Source organism: Solemya pervernicosa gill symbiont (assembly GCF_002020875.1).
In the GTDB taxonomy this organism is placed as follows: Bacteria; Pseudomonadota; Gammaproteobacteria.
Genome location: NZ_MPRL01000015.1, coordinates 29,210 through 52,546 on the forward strand (window position 1 = coordinate 29,210; position 23,337 = coordinate 52,546).

Annotated in this window: 24 protein-coding genes; 7 read left to right on the forward strand and 17 right to left on the reverse strand. The window is 55.4% G+C overall.

Annotated features, from left to right (window positions below; genetic code table 11):
* The first annotated feature begins 367 nt into the window (after positions 1 to 367).
* The 4 genes from ccoG to ccoS are packed head-to-tail and all read left to right on the forward strand — an operon-like array spanning position 368 to position 5,119.
* Positions 368 to 1,789 carry a cytochrome c oxidase accessory protein CcoG gene (ccoG, locus tag BOW52_RS05400; protein ID WP_078483151.1) on the forward strand — a complete coding sequence of 474 codons (1,422 nt, stop codon included), beginning with the start codon at positions 368 to 370 and terminating at the stop codon, positions 1,787 to 1,789.
* A gap of 54 nt (positions 1,790 to 1,843) precedes the next feature.
* The gene (locus BOW52_RS05405) at positions 1,844 to 2,356 is read left to right on the forward strand and encodes a FixH family protein (RefSeq protein ID WP_135622092.1); all 513 of its coding nucleotides are present in this window, start codon (positions 1,844 to 1,846) and stop codon (positions 2,354 to 2,356) included.
* 18 nt (positions 2,357 to 2,374) lie between these two features.
* The gene (locus BOW52_RS05410; protein ID WP_078483075.1) at positions 2,375 to 4,846 is read left to right on the forward strand and encodes a heavy metal translocating P-type ATPase; all 2,472 of its coding nucleotides are present in this window, start codon (positions 2,375 to 2,377) and stop codon (positions 4,844 to 4,846) included.
* Positions 4,847 to 4,888: 42 nt separating this feature from the next.
* Complete coding sequence (ccoS, locus tag BOW52_RS05415; RefSeq protein WP_078483076.1) at positions 4,889 to 5,119, forward strand: cbb3-type cytochrome oxidase assembly protein CcoS; 231 nt, start codon at positions 4,889 to 4,891, stop codon at positions 5,117 to 5,119.
* Positions 5,120 to 5,137: 18 nt separating this feature from the next.
* On the opposite strand, the gene BOW52_RS05420 is transcribed toward ccoS, so the two are convergent.
* The 12 genes from BOW52_RS05420 to BOW52_RS05475 all read right to left on the reverse strand — a co-directional run bounded on the left by BOW52_RS05420 (position 5,138) and on the right by BOW52_RS05475 (position 16,207).
* Positions 5,138 to 5,812: a hypothetical protein gene (locus BOW52_RS05420; protein WP_078483077.1), complete on the reverse strand. Its 675-nt coding sequence runs from the start codon at positions 5,810 to 5,812 to the stop codon at positions 5,138 to 5,140.
* A gap of 62 nt (positions 5,813 to 5,874) precedes the next feature.
* Positions 5,875 to 6,375, reverse strand: coding sequence for a hypothetical protein (locus BOW52_RS05425; RefSeq protein ID WP_135622070.1), 501 nt, complete (start codon positions 6,373 to 6,375; stop codon positions 5,875 to 5,877).
* Between the two features lie 97 nt (positions 6,376 to 6,472).
* Positions 6,473 to 6,919: a D-aminoacyl-tRNA deacylase gene (gene dtd, locus BOW52_RS05430; protein ID WP_078483079.1), complete on the reverse strand. Its 447-nt coding sequence runs from the start codon at positions 6,917 to 6,919 to the stop codon at positions 6,473 to 6,475.
* A complete protein-coding gene (pip, locus tag BOW52_RS05435) occupies positions 6,916 to 7,866 on the reverse strand; it encodes a prolyl aminopeptidase (protein WP_078483080.1) in 951 nt (316 codons plus the stop codon). The genes dtd and pip overlap by 4 nt, the downstream gene beginning before the upstream one ends.
* 499 nt (positions 7,867 to 8,365) lie before the next feature.
* The gene (locus tag BOW52_RS05440; RefSeq protein ID WP_078483081.1) at positions 8,366 to 8,839 is read right to left on the reverse strand and encodes a DsrE family protein; all 474 of its coding nucleotides are present in this window, start codon (positions 8,837 to 8,839) and stop codon (positions 8,366 to 8,368) included.
* Positions 8,840 to 9,029: 190 nt separating this feature from the next.
* A complete protein-coding gene (gene typA / locus BOW52_RS05445) occupies positions 9,030 to 10,841 on the reverse strand; it encodes a translational GTPase TypA (RefSeq protein ID WP_078483082.1) in 1,812 nt (603 codons plus the stop codon).
* A 371-nt stretch (positions 10,842 to 11,212) separates the two neighbouring features.
* Entirely contained in the window at positions 11,213 to 11,728 is a 516-nt protein-coding gene (locus tag BOW52_RS05450) for a YhcB family protein (RefSeq protein WP_078483083.1), read from the reverse strand.
* A gap of 41 nt (positions 11,729 to 11,769) precedes the next feature.
* The gene (locus BOW52_RS05455; RefSeq protein WP_078483084.1) at positions 11,770 to 13,779 is read right to left on the reverse strand and encodes a diguanylate cyclase domain-containing protein; all 2,010 of its coding nucleotides are present in this window, start codon (positions 13,777 to 13,779) and stop codon (positions 11,770 to 11,772) included.
* Positions 13,780 to 13,873: 94 nt separating this feature from the next.
* Positions 13,874 to 14,347, reverse strand: a complete 474-nt coding sequence (locus BOW52_RS05460) for a tetratricopeptide repeat protein (RefSeq protein WP_135622072.1) — start codon at positions 14,345 to 14,347, stop codon at positions 13,874 to 13,876.
* Between the two features lies 1 nt (position 14,348).
* Positions 14,349 to 14,972 (reverse strand): rRNA large subunit pseudouridine synthase E, encoded by a 624-nt coding sequence (locus BOW52_RS05465; protein WP_269087633.1) that lies wholly within the window; start codon positions 14,970 to 14,972, stop codon positions 14,349 to 14,351.
* A 44-nt stretch (positions 14,973 to 15,016) separates the two neighbouring features.
* Positions 15,017 to 15,397, reverse strand: coding sequence for a DUF2384 domain-containing protein (locus BOW52_RS05470; RefSeq protein ID WP_078483086.1), 381 nt, complete (start codon positions 15,395 to 15,397; stop codon positions 15,017 to 15,019).
* A gap of 102 nt (positions 15,398 to 15,499) precedes the next feature.
* The gene (locus BOW52_RS05475; protein WP_172840185.1) at positions 15,500 to 16,207 is read right to left on the reverse strand and encodes an HAD family hydrolase; all 708 of its coding nucleotides are present in this window, start codon (positions 16,205 to 16,207) and stop codon (positions 15,500 to 15,502) included.
* 116 nt (positions 16,208 to 16,323) lie between these two features.
* Here BOW52_RS05475 and BOW52_RS05480 point away from each other — a divergent pair, with 116 nt between their 5' ends.
* A complete protein-coding gene (locus tag BOW52_RS05480) occupies positions 16,324 to 17,088 on the forward strand; it encodes a hypothetical protein (protein WP_078483088.1) in 765 nt (254 codons plus the stop codon).
* Positions 17,081 to 17,476: a YchJ family protein gene (locus BOW52_RS05485; RefSeq protein ID WP_078483089.1), complete on the forward strand. Its 396-nt coding sequence runs from the start codon at positions 17,081 to 17,083 to the stop codon at positions 17,474 to 17,476. The genes BOW52_RS05480 and BOW52_RS05485 overlap by 8 nt, the downstream gene beginning before the upstream one ends.
* A gap of 99 nt (positions 17,477 to 17,575) precedes the next feature.
* On the opposite strand, the gene BOW52_RS05490 is transcribed toward BOW52_RS05485, so the two are convergent.
* The 5 genes from BOW52_RS05490 to BOW52_RS05510 all read right to left on the reverse strand — a co-directional run bounded on the left by BOW52_RS05490 (position 17,576) and on the right by BOW52_RS05510 (position 21,985).
* Positions 17,576 to 18,649 carry a polysaccharide pyruvyl transferase family protein gene (locus tag BOW52_RS05490; protein ID WP_078483090.1) on the reverse strand — a complete coding sequence of 358 codons (1,074 nt, stop codon included), beginning with the start codon at positions 18,647 to 18,649 and terminating at the stop codon, positions 17,576 to 17,578.
* 84 nt (positions 18,650 to 18,733) lie between these two features.
* Positions 18,734 to 19,966: a glycosyltransferase family 2 protein gene (locus BOW52_RS05495; RefSeq protein WP_078483091.1), complete on the reverse strand. Its 1,233-nt coding sequence runs from the start codon at positions 19,964 to 19,966 to the stop codon at positions 18,734 to 18,736.
* A gap of 59 nt (positions 19,967 to 20,025) precedes the next feature.
* Positions 20,026 to 20,817 (reverse strand): Stf0 family sulfotransferase, encoded by a 792-nt coding sequence (locus tag BOW52_RS05500; protein ID WP_078483092.1) that lies wholly within the window; start codon positions 20,815 to 20,817, stop codon positions 20,026 to 20,028.
* A gap of 23 nt (positions 20,818 to 20,840) precedes the next feature.
* Positions 20,841 to 21,605, reverse strand: coding sequence for a Stf0 family sulfotransferase (locus tag BOW52_RS05505; protein WP_172840186.1), 765 nt, complete (start codon positions 21,603 to 21,605; stop codon positions 20,841 to 20,843).
* Positions 21,606 to 21,730: 125 nt separating this feature from the next.
* Positions 21,731 to 21,985 carry a SlyX family protein gene (locus tag BOW52_RS05510; RefSeq protein WP_236725650.1) on the reverse strand — a complete coding sequence of 85 codons (255 nt, stop codon included), beginning with the start codon at positions 21,983 to 21,985 and terminating at the stop codon, positions 21,731 to 21,733.
* A 411-nt stretch (positions 21,986 to 22,396) separates the two neighbouring features.
* Here BOW52_RS05510 and BOW52_RS05515 point away from each other — a divergent pair, with 411 nt between their 5' ends.
* A complete protein-coding gene (locus BOW52_RS05515; RefSeq protein ID WP_078483094.1) occupies positions 22,397 to 23,311 on the forward strand; it encodes a LysR family transcriptional regulator in 915 nt (304 codons plus the stop codon).
* The last annotated feature ends 26 nt before the right edge of the window (positions 23,312 to 23,337 follow it).

Here is a 23,337-nt window from a genome sequence, read left to right on the forward strand (position 1 = left end):
AACGCCCTGTAGCCCCACTTCTCAACCTGATATTTGGGAGTGACAAACTATGAGTGATTGGGTAGCAATTGGTTCCTACATCAGCGTAGCTGTATCTATCGTCGTCTTCGTATTTCTAGTAGTAAAAGTACGTAAGCTGATGAATACGGACAAATCCGACGACTAGTAACCGGAAAGGGGGCTTCTAGCCCCTTTTCTTATTAAGTACGTGCTAATATACCTAGGTCGGGATATCCCGTTTGAGTTAGCACGTAGTACGACCTTTCAGCGGCATGCTGAAAAGCCCTCAAGGGGGTTTTCCACCATTCTGTTGTAACCAAATTCCCACGCTGCAGTCCATTCGGTGCTGCGGCTTCTGGAGGCGACTGTGAGCGAGCAAGAGAAGCGAGTTGATCAGGGCGGTGTCGACGCCCTCTATGAGGAGTCGACCCACTGGCACGTCAATACCGGCGAAGAGACGATCCACGCCAAACGCATGCCCGGCATGTGGCGTAACCTGAAGTGGCTCAGCTCCACGGTCTGGATCTTCTTCTTCCTCGGCCCCTATCTGCGCTGGGATGATCGCCAGGCGATTCTGCTCGATATCCCCAACGAGAAGTTCCACATCCTCAACATCACCATCCTGCCACAGGATGTCTGGATGCTGGCACTGGTACTGCTCTTTTTCTCCATCCTACTCGCCGCCGTCACCTCGGTTGCCGGACGCGTCTACTGCGGCTTCTTCTGCTTCCAGACCATCTGGACCGATATCTACACCCTGATTGAGGAGAAGCTTGAGGGTGGACCTGCCAAACGGCGCAAGCTGGAGAAGGCACCGTGGGATCTGAACAAGATCCGTATCAAGACGATCAAACACACCCTGTGGCTGCTGATTGGCGCACTCACCGGCGTCACCTTCGCCGCCTGGTTCACCGATGCCTACGACCTCTGGATCGGCTACTTCACCTTCACCGCACCGACGGTGGCCTGGACCGTGCTGGGCCTGTTCACTGTTGGCACCTACGTACTTGCCGGATTTATGCGTGAACAGACCTGCTTCTGGCTCTGTCCCTACGCCCGCATTCAGGGCGTTATGTATGACGAGGAGACAGTGCTGCCCACCTACGATCTCAACCGTGGTGAGCCGCGCGGCAAGCTGAAGAAGGGGCAACACGTCGAGGGCATGGGTGATTGCATCGAATGCAACCAGTGTGTGGCCGTCTGCCCAACCGGAATCGACATTCGTGAAGGGCAGCAGGAGGGGTGTATCACCTGCGCACTCTGTATTGATGCCTGTGACTCGGTGATGGACAAGATCAATCGACCTCGTGGCCTGATCCGTTACGCCTCTTATGATGAGATTCAAGGCAAACCGACCCTCCCACTGCGCAAGCGCCCACGCGTACTGGTCTACTTCACCATCATGACCCTGGCGGTTGTTGGGCTGGTCTATGGCCTGACCCATCTCGGTGCGATCGAACTCAAGGTACTGCACGATCGCCAGCCGCTGTTTGTGCAGCAGAGCGATGGTTCGATCCAGAACAAATACTTCATCAAGCTGTTGAACAAGACCGACGCCGATATGAAGATCCGGATCAGTGCAACCGGCCCAGAGCAGATGGTCGTGGTTGGTGCCGACAAGACACTGGTGGCACGTAAGGGGCGCCTTAACAGCTATACCCTCTTTGTTCGTGTACCATCACGACTGCTTGAGAGCGCGAGCACCCCAATCGTGTTCAAAGTCGAGCAGGTCGATGCCGAAGAGATCACGGCGGAATACACCAGCATGTTCATGGGACCGCGCCGCTAGGCGTGCATCGAGCCAGAGACAGAGAGAACTAACCATATGAGTGGAGCTACCGAGATGGGCCTCTTATCACAATCGAGTAAAAAAGCCTTTCGCAACCCCTGGGTTATCGGTTGGATCACGCTGATCCTGATCGTACTGGGCGTCAATATCGCATTTATCTCACTGGCGGTGGTCACCAACCCCGGACTGGTCTCAGACGACTACTACGAGCGCGGTCAGGACCACGAAAAGAATATCAACACTCGCAAAGCCGCACGTAGTGCGCTTGGCTGGCAGGTCAGCCTCGATGTTCCTACAGACACCACCCTTGGTCGTGAGACACCCTTCCGCTTCACCGCCGTCGACAAGGTAGGCCGTCCGCTGGTCGATGGCTCCGCCACCCTGCACGCCTACCGCCCCTCCGACGCCGCCGCCGACTTCGAGGTCGCAATGTTCGAGAAGCGTCCCGGGCAGTATGTCGCACCCGTCGTCTTCCCACTGAAGGGATACTGGCGCGTCATCATCACACTGCAGCGCGGTGAAGATAGCTGGGAACTGACCGAGAAGGTCAACGTCCTCGTCCCCTGAATCTAACCGTTACCGAAGATGAATGACCGGAGCGTCGTAGCCGACGATTCCCAATGTTACCACTGCGGCCTGCCGCTTCCCGAACCGCCGTTCGAGGAGGCCATTGAATCGCTTCCCCGACAGTTCTGCTGTATCGGCTGCCAGTCGGTCTGCAAAGCGATCTACGACGCCGGCCTTGAGGGTTTCTACCAACGTACCCCCGACGGCACCCTGCTCGCACCACCCCCGCCACCGCCTCAGGACTCCGCACTCTACGATCTCGACGATGTGCAGAGCGAGTTTGTCACCACACTCGGCGATAGCCGCGATATCCATCTGCTGGTCGAGGGGATCCACTGTGCCGCCTGCGTCTGGCTGATTGAACACACACTCAGCCGTGTTACAGGGGTAGTTGAAGCCAAGGTCAATCTGGCCGGGAAACGTCTCCATCTGCGCTGGGACAACAGTGCCATCCCGCTCTCAAAGATCATCGACAGACTGGCACAGGTTGGCTACAAGGCGGTCCCCTACGATCCGGAGAATGCCGAGGGAGCATTGGCAAAGCAGAACCGGTCCCTGCTCTACCGTATGGCCTTTGCCGGTTTTACCATGATGAACCTGCTCTGGATCTCGATCGCCCTCTACTCGGGGGCCGATCAGGGTGAGTTTCGTGGCATGTTCCACTGGATCGGTTTTGCCCTGGCCACCCCCACCCTGCTCTACTCCGGCTGGCCCTTTCTCAAGGGAGCCTGGACCGGGTTACGCAGTCTCCACCTCACCATGGATCTACCGATCGCCATCGGCGCCTCCACCACCTACAGCTACTCACTCTATGTGATGCTCAGCCAGAGCAGCGTGGGTGAGGTCTACTACGACACGGTGGTCAACTTCATCTTTGTCATCCTGGTGGGGCGCTATCTCGAAGCGATCTCCAAGAAACAGGCGGTATCCTCAACCCAGCGATTACTCGATCTGCAGCCACGTGTCGCCACTCTGCTGCGCGACGGCGAGCCCCATATCGTACCCATTCGCACCGTAAAACCGGGTGAGATCGTACTGGTAAAGGCGGGCGACAAGATCCCCGTTGACGGCACCATTATCGATGGACGTAGCCGGGTCGATGAGTCGATGCTCAGCGGAGAGTCAGAGCCGGTCGCCAAACTGATCGGCGACAGCGTCTCTGCCGGTACGGTCAATATCGAGAGTGCCCTGACCCTCAATATTGAAGGCACCCTCAAGGACACCGCCCTGGGCCGCATCATCCGCCTGGTTGAGGATGCACAGGCCTCCAAGGCGCCGATCCAGTGTGTTGCCGACCGCATCGTGCCCTGGTTTGTTGCTATCACCCTGCTACTGGCAAGTCTCACCTTCGCCTTCTGGCACTCCACCGACTTCGAGATCGCGCTGATGGCCGCCACCGCGGTGCTGATCATCACCTGCCCCTGCGCCTTCGGGCTCGCCACCCCGATGGCCATCGCCGTCGCCTCAGGACTCGGCGCACGCTACGGCATTCTGGTGAAAAATGGTGCCGTGCTCGAGACACTCTCCGATATCGACCACTTCATCTTCGACAAGACCGGCACCCTCACCGAGGGGCGTATGGGACTGGTGAAGGTGGTCAGCTACGGCAACATCGACGATCAGCAGCTGCTCGGACTCGCAGCGCGCGTGGAGCGCTTCTCCGAGCACACCACCGCGAGGGCGATTGTTGCCGCTGCCGATGAACTGGAACTCAACACCCCCGGTGAGACCTCCGATTTTGAGAGCAAACCCGGCTTCGGTGTCCGTGCGCGGGTCGACGGTATCGAAGTCATGCTCGGCACAGAGGCGTGGCTCACCGAGGCAGATATCGAGATGGGTGAGACCTTCTCCAATCAGATTGAGCAGCTCGAGGGGGACGGGGTGACCTGCATCCACATTGCGGTTGGCGGCAAGCTGCTCGGCTTTATTGCACTGGCCGATCGTCTGCGCCCCGATGCCGCCACCCTGATCGAGAATCTGCGCCAGTCGGGAGCCCACCTGACGCTGCTAAGCGGCGACCGTCAACGTGTCGCCGAGGCGATCGCCAAACAGCTTGGCGGCATGGAGGTTATCGCAGAGGTGCTGCCGCAGGATAAGGATCGCGTGATCCAGGAACTGCAGCAACAGGGCGCACAGGTAGCGATGATCGGTGACGGTGTTAACGACGCCCCGGCACTGATTCGCGCCGATGTCGGCATTGCCGTCGGCTCAGGTACCGATGTCTCGATGGAGAGTGCCGATATCGTCCTGATCAGCAGTGAGCTGGAGAAGGTGGCACTCGCCAGCCGCCTCTCGCGCCGCACCCTGCGCACCATCCGGCAGAATATCGGTATCTCGATCACCTACAATGTCATCATGGTGCCGCTAGCGATGATGGCCTTTGTCACCCCGCTGGTAGCAGCGGTCTCGATGCCGATCAGCTCGCTACTGGTAATCGGCAATGCAGCCCGAATCCGCACCCTCTTTAAGGGGTTGACCTCGAAGCGCTGAGCGGTGAGAGTGGCGATCAGTTCAAGTTAGAGTGATAGAACGATGGATGTAATCTACGGCCTCATTCCCCTGATGATCCTGCTCGGCCTGTTCATGGTCGGACTTTTTATATGGACCGTGCGTAACGGCCAGTATGACGATCTTGACGGTGACGCCAACCGCATCCTAATGGATGACGACGACCCCCTTCTGCCGACTAAAGGGAAAAAACAGTCCGGCAAAGAGGATGTTGAGAAGGGAGAAGACGCGCGAAACTGGCCCGACGCCGATTAACTATCGTATGGATGACGGTTAGTTAACGACCTCACCCGCCGTCTGCAGTGGTGCCATCACCCGGTCGAATTGCGAGGGTGGCAGGTATTGCAGCACCTCCTTCGCCTCTTCACTGAGCACCACATCGACACCCAACTCAGGGTAGAGCCAGTGGATCGCACCACCCTCCGGATCACGGATACGGGCCGCAGGCTGACCAAAACGCTGAGCGACCAGTTCACTCTCCAGATTGATTGATGGGATGTAGGTCAGGGTGGCGATGGCACTCTTACGCAGTTGCTCATAATCATCCGGATGCAACGTCACCTTTCGCGTGCCGCTGCCAAGGGTGCTGATGCGAATGCCGCGATCATACATCTCACGCACCTGTGTCTGCTCAAGATCGAAGGTGAACACCATCTTCGCCTTCAGACCACTGAGACGCGTCTCATTGAAATAGGCCTCAATCGTGTAGTCACCCTGCTCGGGGGCGAAAAGCGTCGCCTTTGAGGGCTCACGGAAGGCCAGCTCAGCCTCACCCAGAGTCGTATGGGCCAGCTCAATTCCGAAGACCCGAATCGATCCCCTCTCGGTCTGTTCAATCTGCCACGGCAGTCCGACGGGCCGGTCGACCTGACCGGAGGGGAGCATAATGCCCACCGCGAGCAGCACCAGGGTGAAGATCAAGACACTGAGAAAGGTATGGCGTTCCATAAATATCAACTAGTTAAGCAGGTAAAAGTGCGTCTGCCATGAGGCAGACAGGGGTGCGACAGTTACTCTTCGATCGGTTCTAGTGCACCCTCGGGGTAGCGCTCCGCAACCGTCTTCGAGACCATGCCCTGATTAGCCTGATGCATCGCATCCGACTCCATCACGATCAGCACCAGCACCGTAATCATCGTCGGTAGTGCACCAACACCAGCTAGCGCCCAGTGCTGTGGTTTGAGATCCCCTCCAGACCAGAGATAGACGATCACCATAACAACGAGCATGATCGCGAGCATGGTTAAAAAACCGAGGCTACGACGTGCACAGATCTGCCAGTGACACTTCACAAACCAGGGATCAATCTTTAGCGAGCGACGTGCACGATAAAAGGTATAGGTGAGCACGGTCACAGAGAAGATCGGTACGATTAGTAGCAGGAACTGCAGTGACTGTGCGGTGAGGAAGGCGACAAAGAGGAGGACATGGTTAAAAACCAGATTGATCAGAAAGATCTCATGGGGGGTTTTCGCCCGCTTGATATCCTCTGCGGAGACCTCGTATTTCATCGTATTACCTGCCTCTAGCTGTGAACTGGCCGCACCGAGTGGCACGGTGGCGACAATCTACCACCTACGGGGTATAAAATCCATGCAAATCGGCTGGTTACACCGGTTTAACCTGCAACCAGAAGGTCACCGGGCCATCGTTGGTCAATGAGACCTGCATGTCGGCACCAAAGCGCCCTGTAGCCACATCGGGATGATTGTTTTCCGCCTCTGCAACAAGATAATTGAACAGCCGTTCGCCCTCATCGGGGGAGGCAGCCGGAGTGAAGCTGGGGCGCATTCCCTTTTGCGTATCGGCTGGCAGGGTGAACTGCGGCACCAGCAGCAGGCCACCATCGATATCGGTCAGCCCCAGATTCATCTTTCCATCATGATCAGGAAAAACGCGATATCCGAGCAGCCGCTGCAGGAGTCGATCGGCCTGCGCTTTGCTATCGTTCCGCTCCACGCCGACCAGCACCATCAGACCCCGTTCAATCACACCCACCGACTCTCCCGACACCACCACCTCAGCCTGGCTAACACGCTGCAGCAGTCCGATCACGCCAGCATCCCCGCCATCGCGTCGCTGGCTCGAATCAGTGCGTCGACAATGCCAGGCTCTGTCGCAGAGTGACCGGCATCAGCGATGACCTCAAGCTGCGCCTCAGGCCATGCCTGGTGCAGCGCCCACGCCTGTGACAGGGGGCAGACGAGATCGTAGCGCCCATGCACGATCACACCTGGAATACCGGCCAATTTACCTGCATCTCGGAGTATTTGATTGGGCTCGAGAAAACTGTCATTTACAAAGTAGTGCGCCTCAATCCGCGCCAGACTGACGGCGGTATGGGGATCGCCAAAATGGTCAACCACTGACCGCTTCGGCAGCAGCGTCGAACTGTACCCCTCCCAGAGTGACCACGCCTTCGCCGCCGACATTGCCGCTACTTCATCATCACCGGTCAGGCGACGGTAGTAGGCGTTAACCATTTCATGACGCTCCACCTCAGGGATCGGTGCAATGAACTGTTGCCACTGGTCGGGACAGAGACGGTCAGCCCCTGACTGATAAAACCAATCGATATCCTCGGGGCGACAGAGAAAAATCCCTCGAAGGATCAACCCTGCTACCCGATCGGGATAGGTCTCGGCATAGACCAGCGCCAGGGTCGAACCCCAGGAACCACCAAATACCATCCAGCGCTCGATACCAAGCTGCTGTCTAATCGTCTCAATATCAGCCACCAGCGCCTGAGTCGTATTACCCTCGAGCGCGGCATGTGGCGTCGATTTACCGCAACCTCGTTGATCGAACAGCACTATACGATAGCGCTCCGGATCGAAAAAACTACGGTGGTATTTCTCACAGCCAGACCCAGGGCCACCATGCAGGAAGAGCACCGGTATACCGTCAGGATTGCCACACTCTTCAACGTGTAGCTGATGGGGTGAATCCACTGTCAGCGTATGGGAAACATAGGGCTGCAGTGGTGGGTAGAGTTGTCGCATTGAATTCCCTGTGGCACTGGATATCTATCAAAGGATACGTCTGCACCCAGACAACGACAATCATTAAAGCGTGGAACAATTCCAATACGTAAGAAAATGCTTACACAAGCTGTCGTCTCTACCTGACTGTATCGGGACGTCCCCTGTGCGAATATTCACTTGCACCAGGTAAGGATGCTCGGTGTGAAGCAGGAAGCTTACTGAGGAATAATAATTTCAGGTAACAGGGATGCCAGAAGTTAACAAAACCTCAGCGGCCAGGACGGCCACTCATCAATCGCCTTCCAGCCAAGAAAGGCAAATGATTACCCCCGGCTTTAGTCGGGGGTTTTTTTTGCCTCTCATTCAGGAACCAAGCCCACAAGCGCCTGCATCCAACCTGTGTCACGCCAACGGCAACTGGCAGCCTCCCATGTGCTCATGGGATTAGACGGACACAAAAAAGGCGCACCCACACCCATTGTTGAGTATGCATACGCCTCTACGATTCGACTATCGACTAAGGACGGACGTAGGCGTAACCGGCCTCCTGAAGCTCCATAATCCGCGCCACACCGGCGGGGACGATCTGCACACCCTCAGCCAGCGCCACCTGCTTGCCTGATTTCTTCTCCATCTTCGACTTGGTATTGCCGCAGGCGCTGAAGGTTATATCCTGCATCGCCAGGCTCGAGACACGCGACTGATGTGCGCTCGACTGGGTCAACATACCGAGACCGGGTCCGTAGGCAACAATCTCGACATCGACATTATCCATACCATAGTGTTTCTGTAGATTGACCGCGTTGTTCATCGCAATCGTCTGTGTCTTGGCATCGTTACTGCTGACCTGGATGACAATTTTATGTTTCGATACTGCGGCCTCAGCCATTGCCGCATCTCCACTCTTACCCTCCGGGGTACAGCCCACCAGCCCAAGTATCAAGCCAGATAACAGCGCGAGCAGGCTAACTTTCAATTTTTTTCCAAACATATAACTAACTCCTTTGATCTCTTGTAATAGTCATGGATGAAATAGACCTATAAGGATCGGTCACTTCATAGCACCATTTCAGACGCAAAGGGCAAGTTGAACCATTGGGAATTACCCCAACGATTTAGTCGGACATTAACTTGGTTACTGTTGTGGAGCGAGACACGGCCGTCCCGCTCCGACAGGAAGTTTAGCCGCGTGATGCGCGCTTGCGCTCGTTTTCGGTCAGCAGCTTCTTACGCAGACGGATGTGGTTGGGGGTGACCTCAACCAGCTCATCATCGTCGATGAACTCCAGCGCCTGCTCCAGTGTGTGAACCACGGGAGGGGTGAGCACCTGAGCCTCATCGGTACCGGAGGCACGCACGTTGGTCAGCTGCTTACCCTTGAGGGCATTAACCACCAGATCGTTATCACGTGCGTGCAGACCAATAACCATACCCTCATAGACCTCAGCACCGTGGCCGATGAACATACGACCACGCTCCTGGAGATTGAAGATGGCGTTGGTCAGCGCCTTACCCGGAGCGTTGGCGATCATTACACCGTTCTTGCGGGTACCGTAGTCACCACGCTTGAAGGGACCATAATGGTCGAAAACGCTGTAGATTAGACCTGAACCCTGGGTCGCGGTGAGGAACTCGGTGCGGAAGCCGATCAGACCACGCGCCGGCATGATGTAGTCGAGACGGACGCGACCGTGACCATCGGGCACCATGTTCTTCAGATCACCACCACGAACACCGAGCTTCTCCATTACGCCACCCTGATGTTGATCCTCGACATCGATGGTGACCTGCTCGAAAGGCTCCTGCGGCTCGCCGTCGATGGTACGAATAATAACCTCGGGACGCGAAACACCCAGCTCGAAGCCTTCACGACGCATATTCTCGATCAGAACCGAGAGGTGCAGCTCGCCACGCCCTGAGACGCGGAACTTGTCGGGATCAGAGCCCTGCTCAACACGCAGTGCCACGTTGTGCACCAGCTCCTGCTCCAAGCGCTCTTTAACCTGACGAGAGGTGACGTACTTGCCATCCTTGCCAGCGAAGGGAGAGTTGTTGACCTGGAAGGTCATGCTGACAGTCGGCTCATCGACACTCAGTGGTGCCAGCGCCTCGACCGCTTCAGGATCACAGAGGGTATCGGAGATGTTGAGCGGGTCGAGCCCGGTAAAGCAGACGATGTCACCCGCCTGCGCCTCATCGACCTCAACACGCTCCAGCCCCATGAAACCGAATAGCTGTAGTACACGCCCATTACGGCGCTCACCATCCTTATCGACGATGGTTACCTGGGTGTTGTTCTTAACGCGACCACGGGCGATGCGGCCGATACCGATAACACCGACATAGCTGTTGTAGTCGAGCTGCGAGACCTGTAGCTGGAAGGGATCTTCAGGTTCTACCTGTGGCGGATGGACATGATCCACAACGGTCTGCAGCAGTGGGGTCATATCACCCTCACGCACATCGGACTCCATAGAGGCAAAACCGGCCAGACCAGAGGCATAAACCACAGGGAAATCGAGCTGCTCATCGGTGGCACCGAGACGGTCGAAAAGATCGAAGGTCTGATCCAGCGCCCACTCAGGACGCGCCGCCGGACGGTCAATCTTGTTCACCACGACAATCGGGTGCAGACCACGCGCCAGCGCCTTCTCGGTCACAAAGCGGGTCTGAGGCATCGGACCCTCTACCGCATCAACCAGCAGCAGCACTGAATCGACCATTGAGAGTACACGCTCTACCTCACCACCGAAGTCGGCATGTCCGGGGGTGTCGACGATGTTGATACGGTAGTCGCCCCACTTGATCGCAGTCGGCTTGGCCAGGATGGTAATACCGCGCTCACGCTCCTGATCGTTGGAGTCCATGGCACGCTCTTCGAGCTTATCGCGCTCACCAAGGGTGTCAGATTGCTTAAGGAGCTCGTCCACCAGGGTCGTCTTACCGTGGTCAACGTGGGCGATGATGGCGATGTTGCGAAGATTCTCAATCACTGGGGTAATCCATATATAAGGTCAAAATAGGGCGCGATTGTACCCTAAAAACGGCCATTACGATCACATCTAGCCACAACCCGGTAATTCACCCAGCTTTCGTCAGCTACACCAGGCTATTGCCGCTTTTACACCCGACAAAATCTCACTAGGATAAAATATTAGAATAAACTGATATATCAACTGCTTAGGCCAAACAGATCCGTTGACAAACAGACTCGTCAGGGGACAATCGATACAGACTGCATTGATGATTGCATCAAATCCAACAACTTATAAAAATTGTTAGATCTCATATTCCACCACCGTTTTGGCGCTGTTTGGGATCAATCAACACCATTTTCACCGACTGAGCGCCGACTGTTATTGAATCAATGGGGCCGTTTTAACGACTCTTCATGCATCGCAGCCGCATCCGCCGGAACCGCCTCGGCCTGCTCTGCCCAGTCGAGTCCCTCAGACTCGTCGCTGCTCGGTTCAGCCGCCTCGACCGCCGCGGCATCGGGAAGCTGTTCATTGGGCTCGTCCGATGAGTCGCTCTCCTCCGGCACTTCACTGCGTTGGTCCTCGATAATTCGTCCATCGGGCTGCTCCATCGCCAATCGGGTGGTATCCATATCGGCCAGCGTGTGAGCCCCTTCAACGATGTGACTAAAGACTGCGCGGTAACTCGCCGTCATCTCATTGACCAGACCAGCGGTCTTGATAAAGTGATCACCGACCTCAGCACGATACTCATCGTTACGCTGACGGAGCGTGTGGAGTTCGCTCTCCAGCTCCTCGACCTTACGAATGGCGGGGCCGGTTGCACGACCAACCCAGAAACCGAAACCACCACCAGCCAGCAGCGCTGCCACTGCCATTAACACCACCCACTGCAAGGTCATTGATCAAAACTCCAAAAGCGATTCAAAAAAGTTGGCCTAATCTACCACTCTCCGAAGAAGACCGTGCAACTCTTTCCCTGTCGCTTGGCTCGATACATCGCCTGGTCGGCCATCACGATCAGCGCATCGGCTTCTTCGGCATTTTCTGGGTAGAGCGCCACTCCTATGCTCGCCCCAACCGACACCTCTTCGCCCTTCACCGCCACCGGACTTGAGATCGCCTTTAGCATAGAGATTGCGAGTCGCTCCACCACCTCACGTCCAGCTCCCCCCTGCAGGATGACAACAAACTCATCACCCGCATAGCGCGCCACCGTATCGTTCTCTCGCACACTCCCTTTCAGCATCCTGGCCACATGTACCAGCAGGTCGTCGCCAGCGTCATGATCCAGGGTATCGTTAACCTCTTTAAATCCGTCGAGATCGATCAGCAGCACGGCCATTGGCTCTTTATTACGATCTGACTGCGCAACCGCCATCTGCAACCGCGCGTAGAGCAGACTACGATTGGGCAGATCCGTCAGAGCATCATGATGAGCATCGTGCCAGAGCGACTGCTCATTTGCCTTGGCGGCCGATATGTCCCGGAAAAGTGCCACATAGTTACTGAGTCGATCACGCTCATCCTTGACGACATTGATAGTCATATTAAGCGGAATCACCTCACCCTCTTTATTGCGATCCCAAATTTCACCCTGCCACTCGCCGTGGGTTTCGAGATTGCTCCATAACAGCTGGTAGAATGCATTATCATGCTGCCCCGACTGTAAAATTTTCGGGTCCTCGCCCAGCACATCCTCCAGCTCATAACCGGTAATGCGTGTAAATGCCTCATTAACATCGAGGATGCGATTATTGCGATCAGAGATCATCACCCCATCGCCTGCATTCTGGAACACACTGGCCGAGAAGCGCAGTCGCTCCTCCATCGCTTTGCGCTCAGTAATATCGAGTACCGTGCCCAGCATCCGTAGCGCCAGGCCAGCGCTATCCCGATAGACCACACCCCGTTCGTGCACCATGCGCACCTGCCCATCGGGCTGGAGAATACGATGGTCGATACTGTAATCTGCCGTACCCGCCACAGCAGCCTCAACGGCGGCGACCACCTCATCACGATCATCGGGGTGTACCGACTCGAGAAATAGCTCGTAGCTCGGCTCAATCTGCTCTGCATCCACGCCAAACATACGGAAAATCTCATCCGACCAACGCAGCGCACCGGTAGGAACGATCCACTCCCAGTGACCAAGGCGAGAGATCTTTTGTGCCTCGGAGAGCAACTCACTCTTCTCGCGTAGTTCGCGCGTCCGAAGTTCGACGGCTCGCTCCAACGTGTCGCGTGCATTCTGCAGATCCTGTTCGATCTCGATCCGCTCATCGATCTCATGAAGTAGCACACGTCGATCAGAAGAGATGCGGCGCAACACATAGATGGCAATGGCCAGAATCATCACCAGCACACCGCCGCCCAACCAAACCACGTTTTCTCGCCAACCGTGCTGCACCTGCTGAGCATCTTGAGACTGCTTAGAGACCAGCCCGGTGTAATAATCGACCAATAGGTCGCTCTGTGCCATCACCCGCTCTTGCAGCGGCATCACCTGCTCCAACAGTAGCTGGGTCGCGGCTGCCTGCTCACCCTTTCTAGCCAGCTCAACCGCAGTCTCAATAATCGGTGTCCCCTCAACCGTCAGCGCACGTAACCTGACTAACCTACGATGCTCATCATCATGCTCAATATGCGACTCAAGCTCACGCCGCTTCAACACGTAACGATTACCAAGATTGAGAAAATCGATATAGAGCTCTTCAACCCTGAATGGGTCGGGTTCGATCAGCATAGTGTTGAGGGTGATCACGCGCTCACGAACAATATTGCGCAGGTCGTGTACGCGTCTCACCTTATTATTATGGGTATCGACAATTAGTTCGATGCGCTCTTGCAGCTCATCTGCGTGGTAGAAATCGAGTAGGAACTCGGCGGCGACCAGTACGACGATAATCGTAAAACCGAGCAATAGATGCCGCATGGGATGACGCAGAGACATGAAACCTCAAAACAAAGTAAAAGTGCTAGATCAGATACTACCGCGAGTCATCGAAATTCTACCGTACAATCTGCGCTGATATCTGACGCAGGACTTACTTAACTTTCAGCGCCTGCAGTGCCCGTACGGCATCACTCTGCCCACCACGAGCCGCCTGTGAAAACCAGCGATGCGCTACGCCAAAGTCAGGCTCAACACCCAGGCCATCCCGATGGATTACACCGAGCAGATAGGCCGCATCCACCACGCCCTGTTCCGCGGCACGCTCAAGCCACTCAGCCGCCGTCCGGTAACTCTGAGGCACACCAAGTCCACTGGCATAGAGGTGACCAAGATTAAACTGCGCTTCTGCCACCCCCTGCTCAGCCGCCGCCCGGTACCAGTAAAAAGCCTGCTCATGGTCTCGCCTCACACCGAAGCCATTATCAAAGGCAGCACCCAAATTGAGCTGAGCATAGGCATCGCCCGCAATAGCTTGGCGTTGGAGTTGCTCAATTTGAAATTCGGGTTCGCCACCGGCGTGGGCGAACGAAGTCAGCAACAAGCCGAGTAAGAGGAGGTAACGCATCTCAAGCGGTACGCCCACGGTTGGTGCGACGCCGCCCACGTTGAGCCATTGGTCTACGGGGATTGGGATTGGGTTTGCGTTTCGCCCTTGGTGGGGAGTCGATCTCTCGCCATTGACCTGGCGCCAGACCGTTCAGCGTCCAATCACCAATTGAGTAGCGCACCAGACGCAGGGTGGGGAAACCGACGGCTGCGGTCATACGTCGCACCTGACGATTGCGTCCTTCAGTAATGGTCAGCGCAAGCCACGAGGTAGGAATCTCCTTGCGAAAACGCACCGGTGGATTACGCGGCCAGAGCTCAGGCTCTTCGATATGTTCCGCCTTCGCCGGGCGTGTCTTGCCATCCTTCAACAGCACGCCCTGGCGCAGCTGTTCCAGCGCTGCCGCGTCGACATCGCCCTCGACCTGCACCCAGTAGCACTTCGGTTTTTTATATTTGGGATGACTGATCTCAGCCTGCAGCGGCCCATCGTCGGTCAGCAACAGCAGGCCTTCACTGTCTCGGTCGAGACGACCAGCTGGATAGACACCTTTCAGATCGACATAGTCGGCGAGCGTTTCACGCCCCTCTCTGTCGGTGAACTGGGTCAAGACGCCATAAGGTTTGTTAAGCAGAATCAGCACGGCACCGAGTTAACCACTCCGGGCCACCATGCATCAAGAGGTAGCTACCACTCGGGCACGCCTTCCATGTGGTTACGCACCCGCTCCATCCCATCGATACCACCAACTATCATCACCTCAAGTGGCGACTGGTTGTTGAAACGTTCACTCGGTGTGGTCACCCACATATCACCCAACACCGGATTGTAGGAGAACATGACAGAGAGGTACTGCTGGATCGCGATCAGATGGGTAATGCGCGCCATGCTGTCACCCTGCTCCGGCAGCGGAGTCGACTCTGTATATCGCTTCAGTGCACGCGGTTTGGTCTTCTCCGGCAGACCGAGCAGTTTGACCTGATCGGCAGGATCGACCTTCCACTCACTCAGGATACGCATCACGGTATGGGTCAGATCAACACTAATTTCTGCTGCGGTGGAAGACATGGGGAAAACCTCTTCGGGGATAGACTGACGCACCCTGCGGAGAGGATGCAATTACTGAAAAACGAGCATACCACAGTAACACCCTCAACATTTCCACGCCGATTAAGCGGAAAGCAGCAGACCAGGCAGCTCAGCAACGGAAGCGACCTCATAATCGACATGCTGTCGACGCTGCTCGACCGCCTCCGTCGTGTATGAACGCCCCAGATACTGGGTCGTCAGCACCGGGCGCATCCCCACCGCCGCCGCACCGCGGTGCTCATCGCTACCGCCATCACCGACAAACAGACACTGCGCCGCCGCCACCCCCAGCCGCTCACTGGCGAGATGGTAGATCTGTGCATCGGGCTTGGCATGGCCACACTCGCAACTGAAGAGCGCCACATCAAACAGCACTGCCAACGGTGAATCGGACCACGCCGCCACCTCCGCCGTGGAGGCGTTTGAGACCAGCGCCAGCGGTAGCCCCGCCGCTTGAAGACGCGCCAATGCCGCCACGATCTCACCATCGACCTGTTTGAGGCTGTAGTCGAAGCGGCGCTGACGCGCCGCACTCGCCTCCTCGATCAGACCCATCGGGATCTGCGGATCGAGGTGGTGGGCCATCTTCCTGATCACCTCCAGCTGGGTGGTGGTGCGACAGATATCGTGTGCACCGCTAAAACATGCACCGTTCCAGGCGCTACGATCGAGACCTAGGATATCGGCGGTATAGCCGCCAACAGATGCGGGCACACTGCCGACATCTACCAGGGTATGGAAAAGGTCGAAGCAGACCGCCTCCACCCCAGAAAACAGATTCCGATCCATTTGTGAAACACCACCTTGACTAAACGGGCCGCTATTATCGGTCGACGCAGGCGATCTCGCCAGAGCCGTCTTTGGCCCTATAATGCCCAATCGCATCTATTTGGAGCCTGGCCCTGATGTCACGAGGCCGTTTTATTCTTACCCACCTGGTCGCCACCCTGCTGCTACTGGCGACCTTTCTCGCAATCGCGCTAATCCAGTGGTATCCACACCCCTACGACGAGATCGAATCGATCCACCAACTGCTGTCGATCATTGCTCTGCTGGTCGTGGTGCTTGGACCCGGCCTCTCCTTTGTACTCTTTAAACCGGGCAAGCGCGGCCTCTGGTACGACCTGTTGCTTATCTTCGTCTTACAGAGCGGCTTCTTCACCGCAGCGATCTGGCACACCTACCGTGAACGCCCGACCCTATTGCTCTTCAGCATCGACCGCTTCATTACGCTACGCGACGATCAGTTCGATCCACGGAAGCTCGATCCGACGCTCACCCTTGCCGAGCACGGTCCCAGCCAGCTCTATGTGGCGCCACCTAGCAGCGATGCGGAACGGGCTGAGCTGGTTCAACAGTGGGCCTTCGAGGGTGGCGTCGATTTCACCTATGCAGCTGAGCGCTATCGAAACTATCACCCCCACCTGAACAGCGTGCTGGCTCGTGAGCTCGATATCGTCACCGCCGTGACCCGGCAGCCCCAGCTTGCCGCTGCCGTTGAGGAGAAACTGCAGCAGTTGGGCATGACCCTTGATCAGCTCGCCTTTCTGCCGCTCGAGAGCCGTGGCCACTTCGTCACCGCAATCATCGACCGTCACGACGGCAAACTGCTCGGCCAACTGAAACTTGATCCCTGGGATAGCGGCATAATGGATAGCGAAAATGAGTGAGGCGTGTCCCTGTGGTTCCGGTCAGCCCTATGAGCGCTGCTGCGGCCCCATTATTGAAGGTCAGCGCGAGGCAGAGAGCGCCGAGGCACTGATGCGCTCTCGCTACACCGCCTACACACGCGGCGATAGCCACTATCTACTCAAGAGCTGGCACCCCGATACACGCCCCGAGCAGCTCGACCTGACGAGCGAACCACAGCCCAGGTGGCTGGGACTTAAGATCGTGCGAACCGAAGCAGGAACCATTAATGACCAGGAGGGTCGCGTAGAATTTATTGCGCGATATAAATCATCTGGGCGCGCAGAGCGCCTCCACGAGGTAAGTCGCTTCATTAAACTAGCAGGGCAGTGGTTATACCGCGACGGCGTTCTAAACCAGCATAATTAATCATCATAATCAAAAACGGTATCTACCCCTGCGAATGGTGCTTTAAATATAAATGGTGCTGCGTTGTCAGCAATCAAGACCTCGTATCACTGACTGAAATCAATCTCCGTTCAATGCGCCCAACAGCGTCGACCTCACCTGCTCACGATGTGCGATCAATCGCTGATGCAGCGACTCGAACAGAGCTCCCTTCTCGATCAACTTGAAGTAAGAGTCACAGAACTTGGAAAAATCTTCATCGCGCCGCACAGCTTCGTGAAGCTCCTCAAGATAGATGTAATAATCGCTAGCCAGATGTTGCCTGAAAAAGACCTCCTTTTTCTTATCAGAGAGCGACCCATCCACCCTTCCACCGCCTTTGCCAATGCACAACACAGGGACACCTTCTCGCAAACTGTTCACTGAAACATGGTAGATATCGGTCACGACAAACTTGGCGCGTTTGATAACAGAGAGTCTGTTATGGAGCGCCTCCACCCCCATCGGCTTACCAAACCAGGCGAGATCGATCAGCTGCACACCTGCCAGACGAGCCAGATGTTTGGCGAAAACTTTCGACAACTGCTTGGCCCCCGAGCGACCGAATGAACAGAGCGCATAATTTTCGGGAAGCTCAGGATTCGCTTGATAGGGCAAATTTGTTACATTCTCGTAGAAGAGCGCGCAATCACAACCAAATGTCATTACTGGTTTCTGAGTTAGTTGTGAGACAAAACCTGCTGAGAAGACATCTCGCATCAACACCAGCGTCGATTCTCGATACAGAGAACTGAGTGCCTCATGATAACGACGATTCGATAACTGCTCCTCACGCAGCCCATAGATAGTCCCACCGAAGCAGACCACTCTCCTTTTTAACTCAAGCGGCGCACCTTCAAGCAGTAGCAACTTGTACCACTGATCAAGGATTTCACTATAACTTTTCTCGGGATCACGCCTTCTACTCCTTCTGTAAAAGTCGCTATTTGCATAGGTTATCCAGTGGAGAAAATCCCCCCAGAAGATAACCCTGTCGAACTCAACCAGCTGATCGACACTCTCATAGAGCTCATACCGATGCTCTCCGCCGGAATAGGTGTACTGTACAGTTTGCTCCGTACAGAAATAGGCCACCTCTACTTCACCCTCAACGCCCGACAGCACACCGCTTGTCGCCAGATCAACCGAGAGCATCCCCGGGTTAGACCTAGGCGGAAATGCGCAGACAAAAGCAACTCGCTTCACAACCAACTCACTTTTTTCCAAAATAGCACTACCTCATTCTCCCCTGGCAGATTCAACAAGCACGCCAATGCTTAGCAGCCTGCCCATAATCTCTACAACCCTCATGCGCTCTTTAGTTAATATCGGCATATAGAGCGGCCCCGCTAATAGCTGCTTCAAATTACTATTTGCGAGCACTTGGCTCTCGAATCCTTCACAACCATCTCGACCGCGCCCATCTACACCACTGGCCAATCCAAGCACAGCAGATAGCTTTGCCATAACGCGTCCAAACTCTTCATCACCTCGCGGTGCGATCATCCTGATCAAGCGCCTTAGCAGCAGATAAGAGTAAGCCTCCATCGTCTGCCCCCCCTGACAACCCCCCAATGCGACGATCAAATTCTTCTCGGCTGCACTCAGTTCTACACGCTCAGCACCCTTTTCTAATCTAACGAAAAAGGTCTCCCCATCCTTTTCAATATCCACCTCTCCCAGCTCAACCAGATTCCATGAGAGATTGAGCAGTGTCCGGTGCATGGCACTCATCTCTATTCTTGATTGATCAAGATGCTCAGCTACCGCAGTAAAGATATCCCTGTTAGCAGCGGCCATCTCATCCTGACTGATATTCTTCGTCTCCTGTCCGGATGACCAGTTGTTATAGATCGACACAGCACCGGGTGCGTAACGAAACACCGCTCCTACAGCTGCAACCAGCGAGATAGAAAGGCGGTCTTCATTAATCTTGATCTTGTGCTTAATATATTCGGGATAGACCGCCGCCATCACCTTGCGACGGGTCAGAAAACAGATCGGTGGCCGCCACTCATTAGCCAACAAGCGCAGCAGATAGTCGGAGTAGTTATCCGACTTGAAGTGGAGCGCACTGTAGCTCCCATCATCTCGCAGGAAACGCCACTCCCAGTCGCCATAGATCACATCGACGCCGACCGACACTTCAAACTGCGCCATCTGCACGGCGATCTTCTCCGGCAACAACTCATCATCGGCATCGAGCAGCTGAATAAACTCGCCCTCTGAGTGTTCAAACCCCATTACGCGTGATGGCATCGAACCCTGCTCTGTGCAGCGAACGATCTTCGACCGAATAGCATTCGGCTCTAGTAGTCTCGAGGCCTCTTCAATACTGCCATCGGTAGAGTTGTTATCGACCAGAATGATCTCGAGGTTTTCGTAGCTCTGCACCAGACAGCTCTTGATACACGGCACCAACCGTGCACCGGCGTTGTAACTGGGAATAATTATTGAGACGAGTGGTTTCACGCTAACTCTCTATACAAGACTGGCGCCGCTTACCCAGGCGGCGGCACTTTATTAATGGACTATTGATCGGAGAGTCCGAGGTAACAGAGATACTCACTGCGCAGGCGGGCATTTAACTCATTTGCCTGCCGCTTTAGCTGCTGCTCCGGCACCGGCACACTCTCATCGACACCGATCAAGGTAAGCACCCTTCGCGACTCGCCCTCGTAGTCGGCTACCAGCTCTTCATAGCAGATCGACTCATAGCTGAGTTTGTGACGTTGTAAAAACTCAATCCACATGCGCTCTTGCCAGACCATCCATTTCAGCTCGTTGGTAATCGCAATCGGATCGAAGAGCACTTCCACATCTCTGGTCGAATTCTGCCCATTGCTATCGTGCGTAACCATCCACTCATCGGTCTTCATGGCGATAAAGTTTGAGATTGCCTGAGAGAGCTTATCCCGGCGATAGAGACGAATCAGAACATCCATCTCCTGCAGAAAGTCTAATCCCTCCTGGATTATCACCTTATCCTTGTTACTAAAGACATCTGCAAACTGATCCCAATGAAGTTTGAGACCGAAGGTACCGTTGGCCGAGGTTCTGCGCCGCTCAAGCTCCTGCAGGTACGATTTTATTACCACATCTTTGATGCTATTGATGTTGGCATAGGCGCGGATATTTCTGATATTCAGATACTCATCGGGCGCGCCCGCCAATCCAGTCCGCTCCATCATCTTGCTCAGCAGCCAACTACCCGAGCGGGGTACCGTCAGCAATGCAAAGCGATGGCTTGTCTCCACCCCTGTATTCAGGTCGTGCGATGCTGACATCGCCTCAACAATCTTTTTATCTGTGGTATCCGACATCGCAATATTTCTCGAAGAGAACGTTATAGCTGTGGAGCAGCCGCACCAATGTAGTCGACGTACTCCTGCTTCAGACGCTCATTCAACTCATTCGCCTGTTTCTTCGTAGCAGGCTCTGGAATGTCGATCGATTGCCCATCAAGGCCCATCCAGCTCAATACTGTTCTGGAGCTCTCCTCATACTCACCCGCCAGCTGCTCATAACTGATCGAATGGTAGGGAATATTGCGCCTCTCAAGATATCGCTTCCACATCTGCTCCTCTCTGACCAGCCTGAGGAGACTTTCGGTAATGGCCAGTGGTGCGAACTTGATCGACTCCATATCAAACGAGTCCTCTTCCACATCGTCATGATCGACACGCCACTGGTCGCTCTGCTCGGCGATATAATGGGAGACGGCCTGTGCGACTTTGTCCTGGCGATAGAGGCGAATCAGACAATCCATTTGGGACAGGAATTGACGCCCCTCGTCACGAATACCCTGATCTGTACCGTAGACATTCAAAAACTGACTCCAGTGCATCTTCAGGCCGAAGACACCGTTCTCCGATGTCCTGCGCTGCTCAAGCTCGGAGAGATACTCATTGACTCGAACCCCATCCACCCCTGCATGAGCACCGTACGCCCGTAGGTATCTGACATTGAGATACTCCATCGGCAACCCACACAGGCCGGTATTGCCCAACATCTTGCTCAATAGCCAGCTACCCGACCTCGGTACCGTCAGCAGGCAATAGCGGTAACTCGTCTCGACACCACTATTCAGATCAGACGCTTTAGACATCATCTCTATGATTTTTTGGTCAGTTCTATTCATCTACACATCCAATCTGTAACTCGGTCACCCCAAACATGTGCTACCGCATCCATCACTCAATCCTACCCAGATCCAATCGCCTGGCCTGCGTGATCTCAATAGTGGGGCGGCGGTGCCTCTTCCGACTGCGCTGCCAGTGGCGTGTTTGCCAGCGACTTAATGCGCTCCTTCAGCTGTTCGACCATCAGTCGCATCATCTCCAGCTCCTGCTCCTGACGGTGGACGGTATCGGAGAGAGACTCTATAGCCGCCTCCTGCTCAGTAAAACGGATCTCGAGTTCAGTCAGACGCGACTCCATAACAACCTCAGACAAAATAAAGGCCACATTGTAGAGATTTGTGTCGGCCACGTCCTGCCTGCGCCAAGGCGTAGCGTTCACGACAATTCATCAAGATTCGTCTCGTTCAGAGTGTGATGATTATCGGGAGCATCTGGGGAAAAATGGGCGGGACGGCAAAGGGGAAGCGCCGCCCCACCATCTGGGGATAACCCCGGAAGAAATATAGGAACTCATACCAATGCATCTCCTATAAACTTGAGTCTATAGGGCAAAGTATGATTAAAAAGTTCAAAATTCTGCTCATAAACATCTAAATAGCTGACATATCGATAGATTAAATAATTAAATCATACAGATACAACCAAACAAAAGATTGTCTCCAGCCCACCTGGAGATAAAAAGGCAAGAAAGACATAGAATTATTCGATTGTTTTAGACACAATCCTGCGAATTAATCACCAACAAACGGATAGATCAACGATGCAAGCACCCCGCGTAACCCTTGAGCAATGGCGTACCCTTCAAGCCGTCATCGACTGCGGTGGCTACGCCCAGGCCGCCGAATCACTCAAACGCAGTCAGTCCTCGGTCAGCTACGCCATCGGCCGCCTGCAGAAGCAGCTCGGTGTCACCCTGCTGCGCATCAAGGGGCGCAAAGCAGTGCTCACCGAGGCGGGGGAGGTGCTGCTACAGCGCTCTCGCCAATTGCTGGCCGATGCCGTCAACCTCGAGACCCTGGGGCAGACGCTGGAGTCGGGCTGGGAGCCGGAGATTCGCTTAGTAGTCGATGAGGCGTTCCCTGCCCCGCTGCTGATGAGTGCGCTCAAGTCGTTCGAACCACTCAGTCGCGGTACCCGCATCCAGCTACGCGAGGTGGTCCTATCCGGCGCCTCCGAGGCTCTGCTTGATGGCGCCGATCTGGTCATCGGTTATCAGGTACCGCAGGGGTTTCTCGGTGACACCCTGCTCAACATTGAGTTCACCGCCGTTGCCCACCCCGACCACTCGCTGCATCAACACAACCGCGAACTGAGCGCTAACGATATCGGCCATGAGATGCAGGTGGTGATTCGCGACTCCGGCAGTCGCCCTCAGGATGTCGGTTGGCTCGGTGCCGGCCACCGCTGGACCGTCTCCAGCATTGCCACCGCCATCACCACCATCAGCAGTGGACTCGGCTTCGGCTGGTTACCAAACCACGCCATCGAGCGACAGCTGCAGGAGGGCACGCTGAAACCGCTGCCACTACGCGGCAATCAGAGTTACAGCGCCCAGCTCTATCTCATTTTCGGACGACAGGAGGGGATCGGGCCCGCCACCCGCAAGCTGGCAGAGATCCTCTATCAGGCATGCGGCAACACCCCCACTGAGCAGCCTCCCACCGAGAGTAAATAACGGCTGCATTCCAATTGCGAAGATTG